Origin of the sequence: Amorphoplanes digitatis, from assembly GCF_014205335.1 — a bacterium.
Taxonomy (GTDB): domain Bacteria; phylum Actinomycetota; class Actinomycetes; order Mycobacteriales; family Micromonosporaceae; genus Actinoplanes; species Actinoplanes digitatus.
The window spans coordinates 5,539,739-5,561,651 of the sequence record NZ_JACHNH010000001.1 but is presented as its reverse complement, the minus strand read 5'-3'; the positions used below and the strand labels follow the sequence as shown (position 1 = coordinate 5,561,651).

16 protein-coding genes, 18 tRNA genes and 1 riboswitch are annotated in these 21,913 nt (G+C 71.7%); of the genes, 9 read left to right on the top strand and 25 right to left on the bottom strand.

Annotated features, from left to right (window positions below):
• Window positions 1-57: 57 nt before the first annotated feature.
• Entirely contained in the window at window positions 58-2,100 is a 2,043-nt protein-coding gene (locus BJ971_RS24465) for a response regulator (protein WP_184995546.1), read from the bottom strand.
• A gap of 57 nt (window positions 2,101-2,157) precedes the next feature.
• A complete protein-coding gene (locus tag BJ971_RS24460; protein ID WP_184995545.1) occupies window positions 2,158-4,947 on the bottom strand; it encodes a response regulator in 2,790 nt (929 codons plus the stop codon).
• 110 nt (window positions 4,948-5,057) lie between these two features.
• On the opposite strand from BJ971_RS24460, the gene BJ971_RS24455 reads away from it, so the two are divergent.
• Window positions 5,058-5,270: a dodecin gene (locus BJ971_RS24455; RefSeq protein ID WP_184995544.1), complete on the top strand. Its 213-nt coding sequence runs from the start codon at window positions 5,058-5,060 to the stop codon at window positions 5,268-5,270.
• Between the two features lie 34 nt (window positions 5,271-5,304).
• Complete coding sequence (locus BJ971_RS41545) at window positions 5,305-6,246, top strand: CDGSH iron-sulfur domain-containing protein (RefSeq protein WP_184995543.1); 942 nt, start codon at window positions 5,305-5,307, stop codon at window positions 6,244-6,246.
• Here BJ971_RS41545 and metH read toward each other — a convergent pair.
• The 3 genes from metH to BJ971_RS24435 all read right to left on the bottom strand — a co-directional run bounded on the left by metH (window position 6,231) and on the right by BJ971_RS24435 (window position 11,846).
• Window positions 6,231-9,806: a methionine synthase gene (gene metH, locus BJ971_RS24445; RefSeq protein WP_239087453.1), complete on the bottom strand. Its 3,576-nt coding sequence runs from the start codon at window positions 9,804-9,806 to the stop codon at window positions 6,231-6,233. The two genes, BJ971_RS41545 and metH, sit on opposite strands and share 16 nt — an antisense overlap.
• Before the next feature lie 58 nt (window positions 9,807-9,864).
• Window positions 9,865-9,939, bottom strand: a riboswitch (S-adenosyl-L-homocysteine riboswitch).
• A gap of 36 nt (window positions 9,940-9,975) precedes the next feature.
• Complete coding sequence (locus BJ971_RS24440) at window positions 9,976-10,668, bottom strand: response regulator (protein WP_184995541.1); 693 nt, start codon at window positions 10,666-10,668, stop codon at window positions 9,976-9,978.
• On the bottom strand, window positions 10,665-11,846 hold the full coding sequence (locus BJ971_RS24435) for a sensor histidine kinase (protein WP_239087448.1): 1,182 nt from the start codon (window positions 11,844-11,846) through the stop codon (window positions 10,665-10,667). The genes BJ971_RS24440 and BJ971_RS24435 overlap by 4 nt, the downstream gene beginning before the upstream one ends.
• Window positions 11,847-11,981: 135 nt before the next feature.
• On the opposite strand from BJ971_RS24435, the gene BJ971_RS24430 reads away from it, so the two are divergent.
• The 4 genes from BJ971_RS24430 to BJ971_RS24415 are packed head-to-tail and all read left to right on the top strand — an operon-like array spanning window position 11,982 to window position 15,796.
• Window positions 11,982-12,908 (top strand): ABC transporter ATP-binding protein, encoded by a 927-nt coding sequence (locus BJ971_RS24430; protein ID WP_184995540.1) that lies wholly within the window; start codon window positions 11,982-11,984, stop codon window positions 12,906-12,908.
• Entirely contained in the window at window positions 12,905-14,425 is a 1,521-nt protein-coding gene (locus BJ971_RS24425; protein WP_184995539.1) for an ABC transporter permease subunit, read from the top strand. The genes BJ971_RS24430 and BJ971_RS24425 overlap by 4 nt, the downstream gene beginning before the upstream one ends.
• Window positions 14,422-15,219 (top strand): ABC transporter permease, encoded by a 798-nt coding sequence (locus tag BJ971_RS24420; RefSeq protein ID WP_239087449.1) that lies wholly within the window; start codon window positions 14,422-14,424, stop codon window positions 15,217-15,219. The genes BJ971_RS24425 and BJ971_RS24420 overlap by 4 nt, the downstream gene beginning before the upstream one ends.
• A gap of 19 nt (window positions 15,220-15,238) precedes the next feature.
• A complete protein-coding gene (locus BJ971_RS24415; protein ID WP_184995538.1) occupies window positions 15,239-15,796 on the top strand; it encodes an AAA family ATPase in 558 nt (185 codons plus the stop codon).
• Here the strand turns inward: BJ971_RS24415 and BJ971_RS24410 are convergent.
• Both BJ971_RS24410 and BJ971_RS24405 read right to left on the bottom strand, forming a co-directional pair.
• Window positions 15,747-16,715, bottom strand: a complete 969-nt coding sequence (locus tag BJ971_RS24410) for an aldo/keto reductase (protein WP_184995537.1) — start codon at window positions 16,713-16,715, stop codon at window positions 15,747-15,749. The genes BJ971_RS24415 and BJ971_RS24410 overlap by 50 nt on opposite strands.
• Before the next feature lie 70 nt (window positions 16,716-16,785).
• On the bottom strand, window positions 16,786-17,625 hold the full coding sequence (locus tag BJ971_RS24405) for a helix-turn-helix domain-containing protein (RefSeq protein ID WP_184995536.1): 840 nt from the start codon (window positions 17,623-17,625) through the stop codon (window positions 16,786-16,788).
• A gap of 101 nt (window positions 17,626-17,726) precedes the next feature.
• Between BJ971_RS24405 and BJ971_RS24400 the strand changes: the two genes are divergently transcribed.
• Entirely contained in the window at window positions 17,727-18,326 is a 600-nt protein-coding gene (locus BJ971_RS24400; protein WP_184995535.1) for an NADPH-dependent FMN reductase, read from the top strand.
• Window positions 18,327-18,355: 29 nt separating this feature from the next.
• Here the strand turns inward: BJ971_RS24400 and BJ971_RS24395 are convergent.
• From BJ971_RS24395 to BJ971_RS24310, 18 genes are all read right to left on the bottom strand, one after another.
• Window positions 18,356-18,433, bottom strand: a tRNA-Cys gene (locus BJ971_RS24395).
• 4 nt (window positions 18,434-18,437) lie between these two features.
• Window positions 18,438-18,511 (bottom strand) — tRNA-Arg (locus tag BJ971_RS24390).
• A 12-nt stretch (window positions 18,512-18,523) separates the two neighbouring features.
• Window positions 18,524-18,605 (bottom strand) — tRNA-Tyr (locus tag BJ971_RS24385).
• Between the two features lie 14 nt (window positions 18,606-18,619).
• A tRNA-Glu gene (locus BJ971_RS24380) sits at window positions 18,620-18,693 on the bottom strand.
• Window positions 18,694-18,707: 14 nt separating this feature from the next.
• Window positions 18,708-18,780: transfer RNA gene (locus BJ971_RS24375), tRNA-Val, on the bottom strand.
• 22 nt (window positions 18,781-18,802) lie between these two features.
• Window positions 18,803-18,877, bottom strand: a tRNA-Lys gene (locus BJ971_RS24370).
• Between the two features lies 1 nt (window position 18,878).
• Window positions 18,879-18,971, bottom strand: a tRNA-Ser gene (locus BJ971_RS24365).
• An 8-nt stretch (window positions 18,972-18,979) separates the two neighbouring features.
• A tRNA-Pro gene (locus BJ971_RS24360) sits at window positions 18,980-19,054 on the bottom strand.
• 19 nt (window positions 19,055-19,073) lie between these two features.
• Window positions 19,074-19,146, bottom strand: a tRNA-Arg gene (locus tag BJ971_RS24355).
• Between the two features lies 1 nt (window position 19,147).
• Window positions 19,148-19,224 (bottom strand) — tRNA-Ile (locus BJ971_RS24350).
• Window positions 19,225-19,253: 29 nt separating this feature from the next.
• Window positions 19,254-19,325, bottom strand: a tRNA-Asp gene (locus tag BJ971_RS24345).
• Window positions 19,326-19,328: 3 nt separating this feature from the next.
• Window positions 19,329-19,403, bottom strand: a tRNA-Ala gene (locus BJ971_RS24340).
• 17 nt (window positions 19,404-19,420) lie between these two features.
• A tRNA-Leu gene (locus tag BJ971_RS24335) sits at window positions 19,421-19,494 on the bottom strand.
• A 22-nt stretch (window positions 19,495-19,516) separates the two neighbouring features.
• A tRNA-Leu gene (locus BJ971_RS24330) sits at window positions 19,517-19,589 on the bottom strand.
• Window positions 19,590-19,594: 5 nt separating this feature from the next.
• Window positions 19,595-19,665: transfer RNA gene (locus BJ971_RS24325), tRNA-Gln, on the bottom strand.
• Between the two features lie 121 nt (window positions 19,666-19,786).
• Window positions 19,787-19,858: transfer RNA gene (locus tag BJ971_RS24320), tRNA-Gly, on the bottom strand.
• A gap of 11 nt (window positions 19,859-19,869) precedes the next feature.
• Window positions 19,870-19,943 (bottom strand) — tRNA-Glu (locus tag BJ971_RS24315).
• Window positions 19,944-20,081: 138 nt separating this feature from the next.
• Window positions 20,082-20,155, bottom strand: a tRNA-Trp gene (locus BJ971_RS24310).
• Window positions 20,156-20,614: 459 nt separating this feature from the next.
• On the opposite strand from BJ971_RS24310, the gene BJ971_RS24305 reads away from it, so the two are divergent.
• Both BJ971_RS24305 and BJ971_RS24300 read left to right on the top strand, forming a co-directional pair.
• The gene (locus BJ971_RS24305; protein WP_184995534.1) at window positions 20,615-21,130 is read left to right on the top strand and encodes a SigE family RNA polymerase sigma factor; all 516 of its coding nucleotides are present in this window, start codon (window positions 20,615-20,617) and stop codon (window positions 21,128-21,130) included.
• Window positions 21,127-21,906 carry a hypothetical protein gene (locus BJ971_RS24300; RefSeq protein WP_184995533.1) on the top strand — a complete coding sequence of 260 codons (780 nt, stop codon included), beginning with the start codon at window positions 21,127-21,129 and terminating at the stop codon, window positions 21,904-21,906. Before BJ971_RS24305 ends, BJ971_RS24300 begins: the two co-directional genes overlap by 4 nt.
• Window positions 21,907-21,913: the final 7 nt, after the last annotated feature.

The window sequence follows — 21,913 nt, the reverse complement described above, 5'->3', positions numbered from 1 at the left end:
AGATCATCTCGCGCACCCGGCCCTCGAACAACGGACGTCCGAATCGCCGCGGGCTGGTTACGTCGGTTGGTGGGATTGGACGGCGGTGCGGACCGCGGTGAGGAGTTGGGTTGCGGTGAAGGGCTTGGCCAGCAGGGTGGTGCCGGGTGGGAGCATTCCGTGGTGGTCGATGAGGCCTTCGGCGTAGCCGGACATCAGCAGGACCCGGCTGGCGGGGCGGTCGGTGGCGAAGCGGCGGGCCAGGTCTGGGCCCGTCGTGCCGGGCATGACGACGTCGGTGAGCAGGAGGTCGATGGTGTCGTGGTCGGCGGCGACGGTCAGTGCCTCGTCGGCGTCGGCGGCGGTGATGACGGTGTAGCCGGCGTGGGTCAGGTTGCGGGCTACCGTTTCGCGGATGCCGGGCTCGTCGTCGACGACCAGGATTGTCTCGTGGCCGCCCGAGGCCGGGGTGCCGGGTGCCGGTGGCGGGGTCTCGACCGCGTGTTCGGTGGTGGGCAGGTGGATGGTGACCGTGGTGCCGTGCTCCGGGTCCGATTCGATGCGCAGTGAGCCGCCGAGCTGGTTGACCAGGCCGTAGGTGGTGGCGAGGCCGAGGCCGGCGCCGGTGCCCTTGGGCTTGGTGGTGAAGAAGGGTTCTAGGGCGCGGTCGAGGATCTCGGGTGTCATCCCGCTGCCCGTGTCGCGCAGGGTGAGCCGGGCATACCGGCCGGGTGGGAGGCCGGCGTCGGGGCTGTCGTCGCCGCGGACGTCCATGGTGGACGTGGTGATGGTGAGGGTGCCGCCGGCGGGCATCGCGTCGCGGGCGTTCATGGTGAGGTTGAGCAGGATCTGGCCGACGTTTACGGGTTCGGCGAGGATCGGGCGCAGGTCCGGTGCCAGGTGGGTGATGACCCCGACCTGCCGGCCGATGCTGGGTGCCAGCAGGTCGTTGGATTCGCGGATCGCCTCGTTGAGGTCCATGGGGGTCACGGACAGCTGCTTGCGGCTGCCGAACGTGAGCAGCTGCTGGGTGAGGTCGGTGGCCCGGCGCCCGCCCTTGCGGATCTGCCCGAGGTCGTTGAGCAGCATGCGGCCGGTGTCGGCCGGCAGCGTGCCGGTCTGGGTGAGTTCGGTGACGGTGTCGGTGATCAGGCCCTCGAAGCCGAGCATCGCGCCGAGGATGTTGTTGAAGTCGTGTGCGACCCCGCCGGCCAGGCGGCTGAGGCCCTCCAGGCGCTGGGCGGCCTGGATGCGGGCGTCGACGTAGCGCTTGCGCTCGCACTCCTGTTGCTGCTGCTCGGTCTCGACGGCGGCGGTGATGTCGTCGACGGTGGCGATGAAGCCGTGCGCGGCGCTGTCCGGGATCGACTGGACGTTGACGTGCAGCCAGCGCTGGCGGTTGTCGGGCAGGGTGACCTGGCCGCGGAACTGGTGCTGCCCGCCTGCCTGCCCGCGGCCGCCGACCACTGCGAGGATGGCCTCGCGCCGGTCGGGGGCGACGCAGCGCAGCCAGCGCAGGCCGAGCAGTTCGTCGGTGGGCATGCCCATGATGGCGACGAACCTGCCGTTGACGTAGTTGGCGTGGCCGTGCCGGTCGCCGAAGACGGTGCCGACGGGGGAGTGGTCGGCCATCAGCTGGAAGCGGGCCGCGGTCTCGGCGAGCACGTTGGTGCGTTCGAGCAGTTTCGCGTCGACGGCCCGCCGGCGTGCCCGGGCGGCGTGGTCGGCGTCGAAGCTGGTGTGCGTCCCGGCGGCGGTGGCGATCGCCCGGTCGACGGTGCGCAGCAGGGTCTGCGGGTCGGTGGACTTCAGCAGGACGTCGGCGACGCCGCAGGCCTCGGCGACGGGTTGCGCCTCGGCGGGCAGGTAGTTGGCGGTGAGGAAGACGATGGGGGTGTCGGCGGTGTCGGGGGCCGCGCGGAGCTCCTGCGCGAGCTGGTAGCCGTCCATGCCGGGCATGAGCACGTCGGTGAGCACCAGGTCGGGGTGCCGGGCGTGCGCCAGGCCGAGCGCCTCGCCGCCCTCGTGCGCCTCGATGACCGTGTGCCCGCGGTAGGTCAGGATGTCGCGGACCAGCTCACGGTTGGCTCTCTGGTCATCGACGACGAGGACGGTGCTCATCGCAAGTTCCCATCTCGAGACGCGTAACGATGAATGGTAGCTGACTTTTATAGTGCTTTAGGCGGATTTGAGCCTTCCTCGGACATCGGCGAACTCGATGTGCAGGCGGCCGAGCGTGTCGCGTGCGCCGGTCAGATCGTGGTGGAGTGCCGAGGCCTCGAGGATCTCGCAGACCGACGCCATCGCGCCGGCGCCGAGGTTGGACGCGGCGCCCTTGAGGCTGTGCGCGGCGAACCGGACGGCGTCGGCGTCGCCCGCGGCGACGGCGAGGTCCAGCTCGGCGAGCTGGCCCGGTGCCTCGTCGAGGAACGTGGTGATCAGGTTCGTGACGGTGTCGGGCTGCGCGTAGCGGCGCAGGTCGGCGAGGCGATGGGCGATCGTGTCCGCGGGCAGGTCCGGCCCGGGCGTCTCCGCCGGTTCCGGCTCCGCCTGATCCAGCCAGCGGCCGAGGGCGTCGGCGAGATCGTCGGGCTCGAAGGGCTTGCTGAGGTAGTCGTCCATCCCGGCGGCGAGGCACCGCTCGCGGTCCTCCTTCAGCGCGGCCGCCGTCATCGCGATGATCGGGGTGCGGGCCGGTGGCTCGCCGGGCGCGGCGGCCTGCTCCTCGCGCTCGCGCCATCGGCGCGTCGCCTCGTATCCGTCCATGCGCGGCATCTGGCAGTCCATCAGGACGGCGAGGTAGGTGCGGTCCGCGCCGCGGTCGAGCGCCTGCACACCGTCGGCGGCGATGTCCACCTCGAACCCCAGGTGGGCGAGGACCCCGGCCGCGACGATCTGGTTGGTGGCGTTGTCCTCGACCAGCAGCACCCGTCCCCGCACCGGCGGGGGCTCGGCGGGCCCGGTGTCGGCCGGCTCGGGCTCCGTGGCGGGCGACTCCTCGCAGGCGATGTCGATCAGGGTGTTGAACAGCGCGGACTGCTGCACCGGCTTGCGGACCTCGGCGGCGATGCCCACCTCCCGCAGCCGCTCGGGCGGCACGGTCTCGCTGCTCAGCAGCACGACCGGGAGCGGCGGGATGCCGGGGTGCTCCCGGATCCGGGCGGCCAGCTCCGCGCCGTCGCCGTCGGGCATGACCTGGTCGATGAGGGCGACGTCGTACGGCCGCCCGGCGATCGACGCCTGCCACAGGTGCTCGACCGTCTGCTCACCGGAGTCCACGGCCGTGGTCACCATCGCCCAGCTGCTGAGCTGCTCCTCGAGGACCTCCCGGGTGGTGGCGTTGTCGTCGGCCACGAGCACCCGTAGCCCCGCGAGGCTCGCCAGGTGCGCCTGCGGCGCCCGCGCGGACGCGTCCCGCTTCAGCGGGATGTCGCACCAGAAGGTGCTGCCCCGGCCGGGCTCGCTGTCCACGCCGATCTCGCCGCCCATCGCCGTGGCCAGCTCCCGGCAGATCGCCAGGCCGAGACCGCTGCCGCCGTACCGGCGGGTGGTGGAGACGTCCGCCTGGGTGAACGCGTCGAAGAGCCGGTCGTGCAGTTCCCGGCTGATGCCGATCCCGGTGTCGCTGACCTGGAGCCGGACGACTACCGGCCCGGCGGCCGGTGCCGGCGATCCCGGCGCCATACGGATGACGACGGAGACCTCGCCGCGGTCGGTGAACTTGATGGCGTTGGTGGTGAAGTTCAGCAGGATCTGGCGTACCCGCACGGGGTCGCCGCGAAGCCACTGCGGCACGTCGTGGTGGCACTGGCCGATCAGCTCCAGCTTCTTGACGCGCGCGGTCTCGGCGACCATGTCGAGGACGTCCTCGACGATGCTGCCGAGGTTGAGGTCGGTCTCGTCGAGCACCAGCGCGCCGGCGTCGATCTTGGAGAAGTCGAGGATGTCGCTGATCACCGCGACCAGGGCCCGGCCGGCGGCGCGGATGCTCTCGGCGTACCGGCGCTGGGTCTCGTCGAGATCGGTGCGCAGCAGCAGCGCGACCAGGCCGATGACGCCGTTCATCGGCGTCCGGATCTCGTGGCTCATCGTGGCCAGGAAGGCGGATTTCGCCGTGGTGGCCGCCACGGCCTCGTCCCGGGCCGACGCCATGACCTCCATCGAGGTGTTGACCAGGGTGGCCATCTCCGCGAGGTCGGACGGACCCGTCGCGTCGACCCGCTCCGCCAGGTCGCCGCGGATGATCCGCCTGGCCGCCGTCGTCACCCGGCCGACCGGCACGCTCACCGCGCGGGTCACCGTGTACCCGACGGCCGCGACGACCAGCAGGCTCAGCAGGGACGTCCACATGATCAACCGCTGGGTGGCCTCCGCGCGCGCGGTGCTGATCCGTTGCAGCTGTTGCAGTTGGTGGTCCTGATAGGCGTGCATCTGTAGCAGCAGCGCCTCGATCTGGCTCATCGCCCGCGTGCCGCGCTGGGTGAGTACCAACTGCTGGGCGGCCTCGAAACCCTGCTCGCGCCGGAGCGTGATCGTCTGATTCATCTCGGCCAGCTTGTCGCCGAGGGCCTCGTCCAGGTCGGACAGGAGCCGCTGCTGTTCCGGGTCGCCGGCCGTGAGCTGCCGCAGGCGTACCACGCTCTCGTCGATCCTGCCGAGCGCCCGATGGTAGGGCGCCAGGTACTCCTCCTGGCCGGTGATGATGAAGCCGCGCTGGCCACGTTCGGCGTCCTGTACGTCGGACCGGACGATGTCGACGCGGTGCATCACCTCGTTGGCGCGCGCCACGGGCACCTGATTCGTGACCAGCGAGTCGATCCGCCCGTACGAGCTGAACGCGACCAGGATCAACCCCGCCGCGGCGATACCGAAGCCGCCCGCCAGCAGCCACCGCACCGGCCAGCGCCAGATCCGGCGCAGTGCCCTTCCGGGCACGGGGTCCTCCGGCGCGGAATCATCCGCAGTCACAAGAGCGACGTTATGTCCCCGGCCGTTGCCGCGAGTGGCCTTTGGGGAACGCCGCGGAGCCATAATGATGGGCGATGCGTCATCCAGGACCGCCTTTGGGAGGGAACGAGATGAGCCAGCACACCTATCGCGTGACCGAGATCGTCGGCAGCTCGCACGACGGCGTGGATCAGGCGATCCGTAACGCCGTGAAGCGGGCCGCGCAGACCCTGCATCACCTCGAATGGTTCGAGGTGACCGAGATCCGCGGTCACCTGGAGAACGGCGAGATCGGCCACGTCCAGGTCACGATGAAGGTCGGCTTCCGGCTCGACGAGGTCTAGCCGGGCTGTTGTACCCTCGCGTAATGGTGATTACATGATTACGCCATCGATTCGGATCACCGAGGACGGGCCGTACCGGGTCGAGGGTGAGGTGTCGATCCGGGACACCGACGGCACCGAGCTACGCACCGAGGGGATCTGGCATCTGTGCCGGTGCGGCGGGTCACGCAACAAGCCGTTCTGCGACTCGACACACGGGCTGAAGGGCTGGACCGGGCCGGAGACCGCCGACCGCGGCGGCGACGAGCCCGCCGAGGGCCCGCCGTCGATCACCCCGACGGTGGACGGCCCCTATGAGGTGTGCGGCGCGATCCGGCTCCTCGGCGCGGACGGCGAGCCCTACGCCGCGCGGGGGCGGCAGTGGTTGTGCCGGTGCGGGCACTCCCGCAACAAGCCCTACTGCGACGGCTCGCACCGCTACGCCGGCTTCCGCGATCCGCTGCCGCCCGAGCTGGAGAACACCCCTACCGTGTACGCCTGGCTGGGCGGCCGCGAGGCCCTCGAACGGCTGACCACCGCGTTCTACGACGGCATCCTGAACGAGCCCGACGACCTGCTCGAGCCGGTCTTCCGCGGGATGGACCCCGAACACCCCAAGCACGTCGCCGCCTGGCTGGGCGAGACCTTCGGCGGGCCGGCCGACTACACCGCCCACCACGGCGGCTACGAGCACATGGTGGCGGCGCACCGCGGCCGCGCACTGACCGAGGAGCAACGGCAGCGCTGGGTGAGCCGGCTGGCCCGCACGGCCGACGAGGTGCTGCTGCCGGACGACCCGGACGTACGCCAGGCGTTCCTGTCCTATCTCGAGTGGGGCTCGCGGATCGCCCTGTTCAACAGCCAACCCGGCGTCGAGGTGATCGCGCACGCGCCCGTACCGAAATGGGGTTGGGGTAACGCGGCGCCCTATGTGCCGCAGCCCTGGGACGACCCCGAGGCTGCGGCCAAGGGCCGCGCCGGTCAGGACGGTTCGTAGGCCAGGTTCGGCCGCAGCCACCGCTCGACGTCGGCGACGGGCATGCCGCGGCGGGCCGCGTAGTCCTCGACCTGGTCCCGGCCGATGCGGCCCACCGTGAAGTACTTCGCCGCCGGGTTGGCGAAGATCAGGCCGCTGACGCTGGCGGCCGGCGTCATCGCGAAGGACTCGGTGAGCGCCAGGCCGAGCGCGTCCGCGTCCAGCAGGTCGAAGAGCTCCCGCTTCTCGCTGTGGTCCGGGCAGGCCGGGTAGCCGAGCGCCGGCCGGATGCCGCGGAAGCGCTCCGCGTGCAGGTCGGCCAGCGCCGGCTCGGCGTCCGGCTCGAACCAGTCGCGGCGGGCACGCAGGTGGATGTACTCGGCGAACGCCTCGGCGAGGCGGTCGGCCAGCGCCTTGACCATGATCGCGCGGTAGTCGTCCTGCTGGGCCTCGTACTGCGCGGCCAGGGTCTCCGCGCCGTGGATGGTCACCGCGAAGCCGCCCAGGTGGTCGCCGCGCGGCGCGACGTAGTCGGCAAGGCAGCGGTTGGCGCGGCCGTCCGGCTTGACCGTCTGCTGGCGCAGCATCGGCAGGCGCACCCCGTTCTCCAGGACGATGTCGTCGCCCTCGGTGCCCGCGGGCCAGTAGCCGTACACGCCCCGCGCCTGGAACGACCCGTTCTCGATGATCTCGTCGAGCAGGGTGTTCGCGTCGTCGTACAGCTCGCGGGCGACCGGCTGCTCCAGGATCGCCGGGAACTTGCCCTTGAGCTCCCAGGCCAGGAACAGGAACTGCCAGTCGATCAGCTCGCGCAGCGCGGGCAGGCCCGGCTCGACCGTGCGCAGGCCGGTGAACACCGGCGTCGGCAGCTCGCCGAAGCCGACCTCCTCGCGGTTGGCCCGGGCCTGGTCCAGGGCCAGCATCGGCTGGGAGTGCCGGTTGGCGTGCGCCTCGCGCAGCCGCTGCTGCTCCAGGCGGTTGGCGGTGTCCAGCCGCTCGGCGCGCTCGTCGTCGAGCAGGTCGGAGACCACGCCGACGACCCGCGACGCGTCGAGCACGTGCACGGTCGGTCCGTCGTACGCGGGGGCGATCCGCACGGCGGTGTGCTGGCGCGAGGTCGTGGCCCCGCCGATCAGCAGCGGCAGCTTCAGGCCGCGACGCTGCATCTCGGCGGCCACCGCGACCATCTCGTCCAGCGACGGGGTGATCAGCCCGGAGAGCCCGATCGCGTCGGCGCTCTCGGCGACGGCCACGTCAAGGATCTTCGCGGCCGGCACCATCACGCCCAGGTCGATGACCTCGTAGTTGTTGCAGCCCAGCACCACGCCGACGATGTTCTTGCCGATGTCGTGCACGTCGCCCTTGACGGTCGCGAGCACGACCCGGCCCTGGCCGCGGCCCGGGTCGACCCGGCCCTCGAGGCGGGCCTGCTCCTTCTCCGCCTCCATGAACGGCTCGAGGTAGGCGACCGAGCGCTTCATCACCCGGGCGCTCTTGACCACCTGCGGCAGGAACATCTTGCCGGCGCCGAACAGGTCGCCGACGATCTTCATGCCGTCCATCAGCGGGCCCTCGATCACCTCGAGGGGCCGGGCCAGCCCGCGGCGTGCCTCCTCGGTGTCCTCCTCGATGAAGTCGACGATGCCGTGCACCAGCGCGTGCGACAGCCGCTGCGCCACCGGCGCCTCGCGCCAGGACAGGTCGATCTCGCGCTTGGTGCCGGAACCGGTCACGGTCGAGGCGAAGGTGACGAGGCGGTCGGTGGCGTCGGCGCGCCGGTCGAAGATCACGTCCTCGACCAGTTCGAGCAGGTCCGCGGGGATGTCGGCGTACACCGCGAGCTGGCCGGCGTTGACGATGCCCATGTCGAGCCCGGCGCGGACCGCGTGCAGCAGGAACGCCGAGTGCATGGCCTCGCGGACCACGTCGTTGCCGCGGAAGGAGAAGGACAGGTTCGAGATACCGCCACTGGTACGGGCGCCCGGGCAGCGCGCCTTGATCAGGGGCAGGGCGTCGATGAACGCCTTCGCGTACCCGTTGTGCTCGGCGATGCCGGTGGCGACCGCGAGCACGTTCGGGTCGAAGATGATGTCCTCCGGCGCGAAGCCGGCCCGCTCCACGAGCAGGTCGTACGCCCGGCCGCAGATCGACACCTTGCGTTCGGTCGTGTCCGCCTGGCCCTGCTCGTCGAAGGCCATCACCACCACGCCGGCGCCGTAGTCGCGGATCCGGCGTGCCTGCGCCAGGAACGGCTCCTCGCCCTCCTTGAGGCTGATCGAGTTGACCACGCCCTTGCCCTGCACGCACTTGAGGCCGGCCTCGAGGACCGTCCACCGCGAGCTGTCGATCATCACCGGGATCCGGGCCACCTCCGGCTCGGTGGCGATCAGGTTGAGGAACGTCGTCATCGCCTGCTCGCTGTCGAGCAGGTCGGCGTCCATGTTCACGTCGAGCAGGTTGGCGCCGCCGCGGACCTGCTCCAGGGCGACGTCGACCGCGCCCTGGTAGTCGTCCGCCTCGACGAGCCGGCGGAACCGGGCCGAGCCGGTGACGTTCGTGCGCTCGCCGATCATCACGAATCCGGTGTCCGGCCCGATCGCGAACGGCTCCAGCCCGCTGAACCGGGTGGCCCCGGTCGGGGCGGCGATCGCTCGCGGCGCCGTCGCTCGCACCGCGTCGGCGATCCGGGCGATGTGCTCCGGCGAGGTGCCGCAGCAGCCGCCGACGATGTTGACCAGGCCGGACGCGGCGAACTCGGCGACCAGGGCGGCGGTCTCGTCCGGCGTCTGGTCGTAGCCGCCGAACGCGTTCGGCAGGCCGGCGTTGGGGTGGCACGCCACGTACGCGCCGGCGACCTTGGCGAGCTCGGCGACGTGCGGGCGCATCTCGGCCGCGCCGAGCGAGCAGTTCACGCCGACGACGAGCGGCTCGGCCCGCTCGATCGAGCGCCAGAACGCCTCGACGGTCTGCCCGGACAGGGTCCGGCCGCTGAGGTCGACGATCGTGACGGAGATCCAGAGCGGCAGGTGCGGCGCGACCTCCCGGGCCGCGGCGATCGCCGCCTTCGCATTCAGCGTATCGAAGATCGTCTCGATCAGCAGCAGGTCGACGCCGCCCTCGGCAAGGGCGGAGATCTGCTCCGCGTACGCCGCGCGCACCTGATCGAAGTCGACGGCGCGGTAGGCCGGGTCCTCGACCCGGGGCGACAGCGACAGCGTCACGTTCAGCGGCCCGATCGAGCCGGCGACGAACCGCCCGCCGAACTCGTCCGCCGCCTGCCGGGCCAGCCGCGCACCCTGCACGTTCATGTCGCGGACCAGGGACTCCAGGCCGTAGTCGGCCTGCCCGATGCTCGTCGCGGTGAAGGTATTTGTGGTGGTGATGTCGGCGCCGGCGGCGAGATACTGCCGGTGCACGTCCAGGATCAGGTCGGGGCGGGTCAGGTTCAGCAGGTCCGGGTCGCCGGTGACGTCCCGCGGGTGGTCGACGATCAGGTCGCCCCGGTAGTCCGCGGGGGTGAGTCGTGCGCCCTGGAGCATCGTGCCCCAGGCGCCGTCCAGCACCAGGACGCGCTCGTCCAGCAGCCGCCGCAGCGACGCTTCAGTGTCCCGACTTGACGTGTTCAACCAGCCACCTCCGGAATCGGAGGCGCCCTTGTCGAAGAATTCAGGCCGAGCGTGGCGGGTCCAGCCCGTCGCAGCGCCCCTCGACCTGACAACCGAGGATACCCGAAGCCGGGCGGCGGGCCGGTCAGCCGGTCGCCGCGGGTCCGCGTCGCCCGGGCACGATCAGGCCCGACTCGTACGCGACGACGACGGCCTGCGTGCGGTCCCGGAGCCCGAGCTTGCCCAGCACCCGGCTCACGTGCGTCTTCACCGTCTCCTCGCCGACCACCAGGCGGGCCGCGATCTCCGGGTTCGAGAGCCCCTCGGCGATCAGGCACAGCACCTCGGTCTCCCGGGGCGTCAGCGCGCCGAGTCCCGCACCGTCCGGCGCGCGACGCTGCCGGCGCAGCCGGGCGAACTCCTCCACCAGCCGGCGGGTGATGGCCGGCGCGAGCAGCGCCTCGCCCGCCGCCACCACCCGCACCGCGTCGAACAGCCGCTCGGCGGTGACGTCCTTGAGCAGGAAGCCGCTCGCGCCGGCGGCCAGCGCGTCGTAGACGTGTTCGTCCAGGTCGAACGTGGTGAGGATGAGGATGCGCGGCCCGTGCTCGCCGGACTCCGCCAGGATGCGGCGGGTCGCCTCGATCCCGTCGAGCACCGGCATCCGGACGTCCATGAGCACCAGGTCCGGGCGGTGTTCCCGGCACACCGCCACCGCGTCCTCGCCGTCGAGCGCGGTGGCGACCACGCTGAAGTCGGCCTGCGTGGCGAGCAGGGCCGCGAATGCCGTGCGCACCACGTCGTGATCATCGACGACGACGATCCGGATGGGGCTCATTCCTCGCCCCCGGTTGTCGGCAGGACGGCCTCGATGAGGAAGCCGCCGATCGGCGCCGGCCCCGCGGTGAGGCTGCCGCCGACCATGGCGGCGCGCTCGCGCATGCCGGTCAGGCCGTGCCCGCCCGGGCCGGGCGTCCGGCCGGCGGGCGGCGGCCCGGGACCATTGTCGCGTACCCGCAGCAGCAGGGTGCCGGGCCGGTAGTGCAGCTCGACGTCGACGGCGGCGCCGGCCGCGTGCCGGCGCGCGTTGGTCAGCGCCTCCTGCACGATCCGGTACGCGACGAGCTCGATGCCCGGGTCCAGCGGGACGACGCCGCCGTGCACGATCAGCCGGGTGCTGCCGGCCGACAGGTCGCGCGCCTCGTCCAGCAGGCCGTTGAGCTGGTGCAGGCCGGGCTGCGGCCGGCGGGTGACCTCGGTGCCGGCGTCCTCGCGCAGGACACCCAGCAGGCGGCGCATCTCGGTCAGCGCCGCCCGGGCGGTCTCGCCGATCGCGACGAGCCGCCGGGCGCCCTCGGCCGGCATGCCCGGGGTGGTCAGCCGGGCGGCGTCGGACTGCACCGCGATCATCGAGATGTGGTGGGCCACGACGTCGTGCAGCTCCCGGGCGATGCGGGCCCGCTCGCCCCGGGCCACGTGCTCCATCAGGGTGTCGGCGATGGCCCGGTCGGTGGCCTCGTGCCGGGCGGTGGCCGCGCCGGCCCGCCGGGCGGTGCCGGCGACCGCCGCGACGGCGGTCACCGCCAGCATGGCGATCGACGGCGTGCGCCCGCCGGCCGCCATGGCGACGCCGGGCGCGGCGGCGTAGGCCACGAACGGCACGATCAGCACGCCGGCCGTACGGACGTGGCCCTGCCGGCCGAGGACGTAGCAGGCGACCCCGAGCGCGACCAGCACGGCGACCGTGGGCGGGTAGCCGATCAGCGGGCTGATCAGGCACACCGCCGCGATCAGCACGGCCGACACCACGGGCATCGCCCGCACGAGCGCGATCGGCGCCGTCGCGGCAAGGGCCAGCAGGGCGCCCAGCGGCCGGGTCAGCGGCTGCCCGGCCTCGCGGACCGCCACCTCGACCAGCGCGGCGCAGCCGAGCACGGCGGCGAGCAGGTACGGCCAGTAGGCCGGCTCGAGCATCCGGCGGTAGCCCGGGACGGGGTTCTCCTGGGTGGGCCGCACGTCAACCATTGTGACCGCACCCCCGGCGCGCCGTCGTCCCCCGGCGCAGGGGGCCGCGGCTCCCTCGCGCGGGGGAGCCAGAACCGCTCCGCGGCGTGACGACCGCGGGCCCGTCCGGCTCCTAGCCTGCTAACCATGCCACCAACCATCGAGGTAAGCGGCGTGCGCAAGCATTTCCGCAGCACCGTCGCCGTCGACGGCCTGACCTTCACCGTCCGCCCGGGGGAGGTGACCGGGTTCGTCGGGCCCAACGGCGCCGGCAAGTCCACCACCATGCGGATCATCCTCGGCCTCGACGCGCCGGACGAGGGCGAGGCGCTGATCGACGGGCAGCCGTACCGCAGCTTGCGCACCCCGCTGCTCCAGGTCGGCGCGCTGCTGGACGCCGCAGCCGTGCACCCCGGCCGCAAGGCCCGCGACCACCTGCTGTGGCTCGCGCACAGCAACGGGATTCCGCGGCGGCGCGTCGGCGAGGTCCTCGACCAGGTCGGGCTCGCCTCGGCCGCCGGCCGCCGGGCCGGCGGCTACTCCCTGGGCATGCAGCAGCGGCTGGGCATCGCCGCGGCGCTGCTGGGCGACCCGCCCGTACTGATGTTCGACGAGCCGGTGAACGGCCTCGACCCGGACGGCATCGTCTGGATCCGCGGCCTCATGCGCTCGCTCGCCGCCGAGGGGCGGGTGGTCTTCGTCTCGAGCCACCTGATGAGCGAGCTCCAGGACACCGCCGACCACCTGATCGTCATCGGCCGCGGCCGGCTCATCGCCGACACCAGCGTGTCCAAGCTGATCGCCGCGGCCTCGAAGGACCGCGTCGACGTGCGCACCTCCCGGCGCGCCGACGCGATGGCGCTGCTCGCCAACGCGGGCGGCACCGTCGCCGCGATCGACGCCGAGGTACTTACCGTCGAGGGCGTCACCGGCGAGCGGACCGCCGCCCTGCTCACCGAGGCCGGCCTGCCGTTCTCCGAGCTGCGGTCGCACCGCGCCTCGCTGGAGGAGGCGTACATGGAGCTCACCCGCGACGCGGTCGAGTTCAGCGTCACCGAGGAGGAGGGGCGATGACCGCGCCGGGGGAGGCCTTCGGGCGGCTGCTGCTCGCCGAGTGGACCAAGCTGCGCTCGGTGCGCCGATGGGTGATCACCCTGTTCGGCGTCGCCGCGCTGACCGTCGGGGTCAGCGTGCTCGCCGCGAACGGCGGGTCCACCGACGTTAACGAGAGGCCCAACTTCGTGGTCGGGCCGGACGGCACCGCGGTCACCGACGGCATGGAGTTCGTACACCAGCCGATCACCGGCGACGGCTCGATCACCGTGCGGGTGGCCTCGCTGGGCAAGCCGCCGGCCGAGCGTCAGGCCTCCGGCGGACTGGCCGGCTCCACCCTGCTGCCGGTCGGGCCGTGGGGCGGTGCGGGCGTCATCATCAAGGACGGCACGCGCACCGGCTCGGCGTACGCCTCGGTGCTGCTCACCCCGGCACACGGCGTACGCATGCAGTCCAACTACAAGACCGACCTGGCCGGCGAGGCGGGCGGCGGGCCGCGCTGGCTGCGGCTGACCCGCAGCGGTGAGCTGATCACCGGGCACGAGTCGGCCGACGGGACGAACTGGCGCAGGATCGGTGAGCTGACCGTGCCCGGGCTGCCCCGCGAAGCCCAGATCGGCATGTTCGTGTCGGCCGAGCCCGAGATGAGGCTGCTGCGCCAGGCCGGCGGCACCTCGGTCGGCGGGCACGCCGGCAAGGCCGTCGCCACCTTCGACAACGTCCAGCTCTCCACCTCGGCCGGGCCGTGGCGCGCCGACGTGGTGGCCATGCCCGCGCCGCCGGAGCCCCCGGGCGAGCCGCACAAGGGCGACGAGGGGCCGCAGGGTGACATGACGGAGGCGAACGGCACCTACACCCTCACGGGTACCGGAAAGATCGGTCCCGAGATCCCGCCGGACGACATGGTGCAGATCTCGCTGTTCGGTGTGCTGGCGGGCCTCATGGCGCTGATCGCGGTCAGCGTGCTGTTCGCGACGTCGGAGTACCGGCGCGGGATGATCCGCACCACGTTCCTGGCCAGCCCGCGCCGCGGCCGGGTGCTCGCCGCGAAGGCCCTGGTGCTGGGCGCCGTCACCTACGTGGTCGGGCTGGCCGCGGCGGCGGCGGCGTTCCTGATCACCCAGCCGATCCTGCGGGAGCACGGCTTCGCCCCGCCCGCCTTCGCCAAGGAATCCCTGACCGACCCGGCCGTCGTCCGGGCGCTGCTGCTCACGGCGGCGTTCATGACCGCCGTCGCGGTGTTCAGCCTCGCCCTGGGCACGATCATGCGCCGCAGCGCCGCCGCCATCACGACCGTCATCGTGCTGGTGATCCTGCCGGTCATCGTCGGCTCGCTGTTGCAGGCGGCGCCCGCGCGCTGGCTGATGCACGTCACGCTCGCCGGCGGCTTCGCCACCCAGCGCGCCAAGCCGCCGAGCGACACCCTGGTCGAGCCGTGGTCGATGATCGGCCCGTGGACCGGCCTCACGGTCGCCGGCGCGTACGCGGGCGGCGCACTCCTGCTCGCGTGGTGGCTCCTGCGCCGGCGTGACGCATGAGCGGTTCCCTGTGCAGGGCGCTGCGTGCCGAGTGGACCAAGCTGCGGACCCTGCCGAGCACCGGCTGGCTGCTGCTGGCCGCGGTCGGGCTCACGGTCCTCGTCGGCTACGCGGCCGCGGCGACCCTCCAGGTGCGGGAGTGCCAGGCGCCGCTCTGCTACGAGGACCTCACGAAGATCAGCCTGGTCGGGGTCCGCCTCGGCCAGGCGGCCATCGTCATCCTCGCGGTGCTGACCGTCACCACCGAGTACGGCACCAAAATGATCAAGGTGACGCTCGCGGCGGTCCCCGGCCGGATGACCGTGCTCGCGGGCAAGCTGGGCGTCGTCACGGCGGCCGCGGCGCTGGCCGGCGCGGCGGGCGTGCTCGGCACGATGCTCGCCGCCCGGGCGGTGCTGCCCGGCAACGGCTTCACGGCCGCGAACGGCTATCGGCCGCTGTCCCTCGGCGACCACCTGACGCTGCGGGCCGCCACCGGCAGCGTGCTCTACCTGTGCCTGGTCGGCGTGCTCGGTGTCGGGGTGGGCCTGCTGATCCGGGACACGGCCGGCGCGGTCACCACCGTGCTCATGCTGCTGTACGGCTCGCCGATGCTGGCCCTGCTGATCTCCGATCCGCGCTGGCAGCACCGCATCCACCGGTACTCGCCGATGGACGCGGGGCTCAGCATCCAGACGACGCGGGACTTCGCGACCGCGCACATCGGCCCCTGGGCCGGCATCGGCGTGCTCGCCGCGTACGCGGGCGCGGCGATCGTGGCCGGGGCGATCGCGCTCCGGCTGCGGGATGCCTGAGCCCGCTAGCCTCGGGTCGATGATCGTATGGATCAACGGCACCCACGGCGCGGGCAAGACGACGACCGGCGCGCTCGTGCAGCGGCTGCTCCCGGAGTCGCGGGTGTTCGACGCCGAGAAGGTCGGCGGGATGCTCATGGACATCACGCCGGGGCTGCCCGACACGGACAACTTCCAGCACTGGCCGCCGTGGCGGCAGCTCGTCGTCGAGACCGCCCGCCGGGTGCTCGACTACACCGGCGGCACGCTGGTGATGCCCATGACCGTCCTGGTCGAGCAGTACTGGCGCGAGATCAGCCAGGGCCTGGCCCGGCACGACATCCCGGTCCGGCACTTCGTCCTGCACGCCGACCAGGACACCCTCCGCGGCCGCATCGAGGGAGCGTCCATCGTGCCGTCGCCGTTCCGCCTCAAATACCTGGAGCCGTACGCCGAGGCGGCCCGCACCTGGCTGCACGGCGAGGCCGAGGTCGTCGACACCACGCACCTCACGCCCGTACAGGCCGCGCAGTGGATCGTCTCGGCGCTCACCACCAATAGTTGTCCTGCGGCCGATAGGGGTTCTCCAGCTCGGTGATCTCGTCGTCGGTGAGGCGGAGCGCGAGCGCGGCGACCGCGTCCCGCAGGTGGTTCGGCTTGGTGGCGCCGACGATCGGGCTGGAGACGACCGGCTTGGACAGCACCCAGGCCAGCGCCACCTGGGCCATCGCGACGCCGCGGCCCTCGGCGACCCGCTGGATCGCGTCCACCACCGGTTCGTCGACGTCGCGGTCGAACGCTGTGGCGACGGTGTCCGACGACGACCGGGCGGTGGCCCGGCCCCACGGCCGGGCGGCCCGGCCCTTCGCCAGCGGCGAGTACGGGGTCAGCCCGACGCCCTGGTCGAGGCACATCGGGATCATGTCCCGCTCCTCCTCGCGCTTGAGCACGTTGTACTGATCCTGCATCGCGGTGAAGGTGGTCCACCCGTTCACCACGGCGGCCTGTTGCAGCTTGGCGAACTGCCAGGCCCACATCGACGACGCGCCGAGATAGCGCACCTTGCCGGCCCGGACCACGTCGTCGAGCGCCCGCATGGTCTCCTCGACCGGCGTCCCGGCGTCGAAGCGGTGGACGTAGTAGACGTCGACGTAGTCGGTGCCGAGCCGTCGCAGCGAGGCGTCGATCTGTTCGAGGACGGCCTTGCGGGACAGGCCGCTGCCGCCCGGGCCGTCGTGCATCCTCCCGCTGACCTTGGTGGCCAGCACGATCTCCTCCCGGCGGGAGAACCGGGTGATCGCCCGCCCGACGAACTCCTCCGAGGTGCCGCCCTGGTAGACGTTCGCGGTGTCCCAGAACGTCACGCCCAGCTCGACGGCCTGCCGGAAGAACGGCGCCGCGGCATCCTCGTCGAGGGTCCACCGATGCAGGCCGGCCGCGGCATCGCCGAAGCTCATGCAGCCCAGCCCGATGCGACTCACCGTCAGCCCGCTGCCGCCCAGCCGCGTGAACTCCACCTCAGTACCCTCCCGGAATCGGCGGCCCGGACCGCCCGCGTGGCCGCACCCGCCCAGCCTCGCACGTGGGTCAGACCGCGCGGAGGGCGTTGCGGTGCGGACGTAGGAGCAGCCGGTCGACGGCCGCGGCGGTCGCCTCGTCGGCGGGAAGGAGAACGACCAGTTGCTGGGCGTCCGCGGTGGGTAGTTCGAGGGTCTCGGTGTTCCACAGCAGTTGGTGTACCTGGGGGTGGTTGACTCGCAGCGGCACCCGGGCCGGTGGGATGTGGTGGTGCAGCCGCCGGGTGAACTCGGCGCCGGCGACGGTCGCGAAGTCGGCCGTGAACCATTCGAAGGATTCGGTCGACGGACCCAGCCACAGGTTGAACACCTGCTCGTCGGCGATCTGGTCCCAGTCGGCGAAGGTGGTTCTGGCCTGCGGGTGCGTGAAGACGTACCGGGTGAGGTTGGGCTCCTCGACGTCCAGCAACCCGGTGTCGCGCATTATCGTGGCGAACCCGCCGGTGTTGGCGAGCACGTCGCCCAGCCGGTTGGTGACGAAGGCGATGCCGGGTTCGAGAAGGTCGAGTATCCGGCGTACGGCTGGTCGCACGGTTCGGTCGGGCGGCGCCGGCCGGGCATGCCGGGCGCACGCGCCGCCGGTGATCTTGGCAAGGTAGACCAGGTGCGTGCGTTCCGCGGCATCGAGGCGGAGCGCGTCGGCGAGGGCGTTGACGATGGAGGGCGACGGGTTGCGGTCGCGGCCCTGCTCGATCCGGGTGAGGTATTCGACGCTGATGCCGGCCTGCTCGGCCAGTTCCGTTCGGCGTAGCCCCGGAGCACGTCGTCGCTGGTGGACCGGCAGGCCCACATCCTGTGGGCGGATGCTGTCGCGCTTGGCCCGGATGAAGTTACCCAGCGGCGTACCCATGTCGCGAGCCTACGGCCCGCCGCGCTGCTCAGGGTGGCCCTGTGGGGGCCAGCCTGCGCCCGGCCTGGTTGACGGGCCCGGAACGGCAGATCGTCTACGGCATGACTGACAAGAGCAGACTCGTGGTAATCATCGGCAGCGTCCGCGAGGGCCGGTTCGGGCCGGTCGTCGCCGCCTGGGTGGCGGACCGGGCCCGGGCGCACGGCGGTTTCGATGTCGACGTCATCGATCTGGCCGGTGTGGACATTCCGTTGGCGCTGCCGGCCGCGCCGCCGAAGTTCGCCGGTGACGACTATCCCCGTCCCGAGGGCATGAAGGACGTCACGCGGAGGCTGGCGGAGGCCGACGCGTTCCTCATCGTCACGCCGGAGTACAACCACAGCTATCCGGCATCGCTGAAGGCGCTCATCGACTGGCATTTCACCCAGTGGACCGCCAAGCCGGCGGCGTTCGTCAGCTACGGCGGCGCGGCCGGCGGCCGGCACGCGGTCCTGCACCTGGAGAACGTGCTCACCGAACTGCACGCGGTGACCATTCGGGACGGGCTGGCCTTTCCCAACTACTTCAACGCCTGGCAGGACGGCGCACCGCTCGACGCCGCGGCGGACGGCTACGCGAAGACGCTGCTGGAACAGCTCTCGTGGTGGGCGCAGGCGCTGCGTGTTGCCCGCAACGCCGCGCCTTACCCGGGCGGGGCGTGAGTGGAACTCAACGGTGGATGGCATGGTCGAGGCCTCGCCCGGAGTCGAACCGGAACTGGGTCACCCGCTTTGCAGGCGGGGCGCTCCGCCGGGAACGCCACGAGGCCGTCGTGCCCCCGGCCGGACTCGAACCGGCGACCTCGACGTTCGGAACGTCGCGCTCTGTCCTGCTGAGCTACGGAGGCATTTCCGATGCGTGCGGGCGGAGGGATTCGAACCCCCTCAGCGTGAGCACCTGGTTTACAGCCAGATCCGACTCTCCGACGTCGGCGCGCCCGCATGTAGGCCTTAAGCAGCGCGGACGGGACTCGAACCCGCACATTCCCGGGTGAAAGCCGGGCGACTCTACCTGTTCGTCCACCGCGCCAAGCTGCTGCCGCGTGTTCCGGCCTGGACTCGAACCAGGGCCCTCCGTCGTGTCGAGGCGGCGCTCTACCAACTGAGCTACCGGAACGGGTGCGGGGGAGACCCCGCAGTGCGCCGTCACAGATTCGAACTGTGGACCCGAGGCTTAAGAGGCCCCTGCTCTGACCGGGCTGAGCTAACGGCGCGTGGCGGAGGAGGGCGGGGTCGAACCGCCACGGGCGGCGAAGCCCCAACCGTTTTCGAGACGGTGGCCGGCGCCAACTGTCGGCTGGCTCCTCCAAGGTGCGTCGGGCCAGTCGGATTCGAACCGACGTCCTCTCGCTTCCAAAGCGAGCGCGCTGACCAAGCTGCGCCATGACCCGTGGTGTCGACGGTCGTGCGTGCCTCCACGAGGATTCGAACCTCGGACACCCGGATCCGTAATCCGGTGCTCTATCCGCTGAGCTATGGAGGCCTGGTCTCGCCGGCAGGATTCGAACCTGCGCCCTCCTCGTTATCAGCGAGGCGCCCCTACCAGCTGGGCCACGGCGAGACGAAGCGGAGGGCGGTGCCCTCCTTGCGCGCCGACGACGGGAATCGAACCCGCGGCCCTCCGCTCGACAGGCGGATGCTCTACCACTGAGCTACGTCGACAAGTGGACCCGGTCGGATTCGAACCGACAAACCTTCGCTGTGCAAAAGCGCTGCTCTACCAGTTGGAGCTACGAGCCCTCGAATGTGCTGTCGCGTACCCGGAGCAGGATTCGAACCTGCACTGCCCGCGTTCTGGGCGCGGTGCCTCCTACCGTTGGGCTACCCGGGCATGGGTTGTTTCGCCTGTTGCGTGCCCTCGGCGCGATTCGAACGCGCACCGTACGGTCCCTCAGACCGTTGCCTCTGCCGTTGGGCTACGAGGGCGGGAGCTGCGAGCGGAGGATTCGAACCTCCATCGCCCGGGTCAGAGCCGGGTGTGCTGCCGTTGCACCAGCTCGCATCGTCCGGGCGGCGGGGGTAGCGATGCCCGCGGCCCGGACTCACTCAGCGCGCGGTGAGCTGTCGGGGTCACCCTTGCGCTGGTGCACCTTTCTGTCTCGTCGTCGGTGGTGCTGGACATGAGTGGCTACGGGGAGTCGAACCCCGGTCTCCGCCATGGCAAGGCGGCGCACTGACCGTTGTGCTACAGCCACAGGGTGTTGCGTCGCCCGTCCGGGGGTTGAACCCGGTCTTCCGGATCGAGAGTCCGGTGGTCTACCTACCTCAGCCTCACGGGCGGTGCGCCGGGGGAGCGGACGGTCAGCCGTCCGCCCCGGTCCGGCACCGGCGACCCATCCAAAGAATGGGTGCCGGATATACATGCCATCCACTGTTGAGTTGACAAAAATCAATTCCACTGAACGAATTCAGGGCACGCACGGGTGGCAGGATTCGAACCTGCAACCTTCGGATTTGGAGGCCGGTGCTCTAAGCCGTTGAGCTACACCCGTAAGACAATTCAAGAACGAAAAAACCGCCCGTTCCCCGGTACGGAGGAGGGCGGCGTGTGCGCACACAAAGCTGCGCTAACCGCTCCAACGCTCCAGGTCACGAAGGGTTTCGTAACCTCGCAGGGTAAGTCTCACCGTCGCGACGGGCGCGGCTAGGCCACACCACGTCGCCCTTGATTGGGCGATCGCGCAGTTCGGCTGCCACGCCATGACGGTTCAACTCCTCTCGGGACTCTCGGTGCGGTATCGCCATCCAGGATGGCCGATGACGCTTCATTCGTCAACGGTTTTGTGGGCCGGATTCCCGGCCCGCCGTCGGCGTTGGGATCACTGTGCCGTAAACCCCGGAATGCCCGCCAGTTATTTATCGGCGCGAGATTCCGCGGTTCGCCGGGCAACCGGACCGGTGCGCGGCCGGTCTAGTAGGGGTGAGAGCTCAAGCCGGCAGAGGGAGCGTCCGTGGCTACGGACTTGGAGACCGAACTGCAGTCGTTCGTCGAGGCGAGATACCTGCACCTGCGGCGCACCGCGTACCTGCTCTGCGGTGACTGGCACCGGGCCGAGGACCTGGTGCAGACCGCGCTGGCCCGGGTGGTGGTCGCGGCGCGGCGGCGCACGATCGACAACCTCGACGCGTACGCACGGACCGTGCTGACCCGGGTCTACCTCGACCACCGGCGTCGTCATCCCTGGCGGCGCGAGGGGCCGCTGGCGGAGGCGCACGAGCAACCGGCCGCCGACGGCGACCGGGCGCTCTCCCTGACGGTCCTCGCGGCCCTGCGCGCGCTGCCGCCCCGGCAGCGCGCGGCGGTGGTGCTGCGCTACTGGGAGGACCGGAGCACCGAGGAGACCGCGGAGGCGCTGGGCGTCGCCGCCGGCACGGTCAAGAGCCAGTGCGCCAAGGCCCTGGCGACGCTGCGTGGCTCACTCGCCGGCATTCGGCCGGAGATGTCAGTGAATGGAGGCGGAAAGTGACCGGAGTGCACGATCTCAAGGGCCTGCTGGAGCAGGCGACCAGCCACGAGCCGCCCCCGGGGGCGGGACCGGCGGAGGTGTTCGGCCGGGCCCGGTCGATGCAGCGGCGGCGCCGGGTGGGTGCCGGGGTCGCCGGTGCCGCCACGCTCGGCGTGCTGCTTGTCGTCGCGGTGGCGGCACGGCCCGGCCCGGCCGCGGGCCCGGACCCGGAAGGCGGCGTGGCACCCGCGGCGCCGGCGCCGTCCACCGGTGCGCCGTCGCCCGGTACGCCGGCGACGGTGCTGGAGACCCTGCGTACGCTGCTGCCGCCGGGCGCGAAGACCAGGGACCACGAGTCGGATGACGGCTTCGCGGGCCTGGTGATCACCGACCCGGCCGGCCGCACCACCGTGGAGGTCAACGTCCAGCCGCACTTCACCGAGTTGGGCAAGGCCTCCGCGGCGCAGCTGCTCGACCGCTACGACTGTGCGAAGAGGACGGATCCTGACGGCACCGAGTGCACCGCGACCTCGACCGGCGGGGTCCGGATCGTGTCGATCGACGGTCCGGCCGAGGAGCCGAGTCCGGCGGGGGTCGTCCGGCGGCAGGTCGACGTCCTCGGCCCCGACGGGCTGCGGGTGGTCGTCACCGCCTGGAACGCCGTTGAGGTCAAGGACGGCCCCGCGACCAGGTCGGCGCCGGCACTCACCGGCGCCGAGCTGCGGGAGATCGCCACCAGCGAACGGTGGAGCCCGGCGCCGACCGGGCAGGGGAACCCGCAGGGCGCCCCGAAGTAGACCCCGG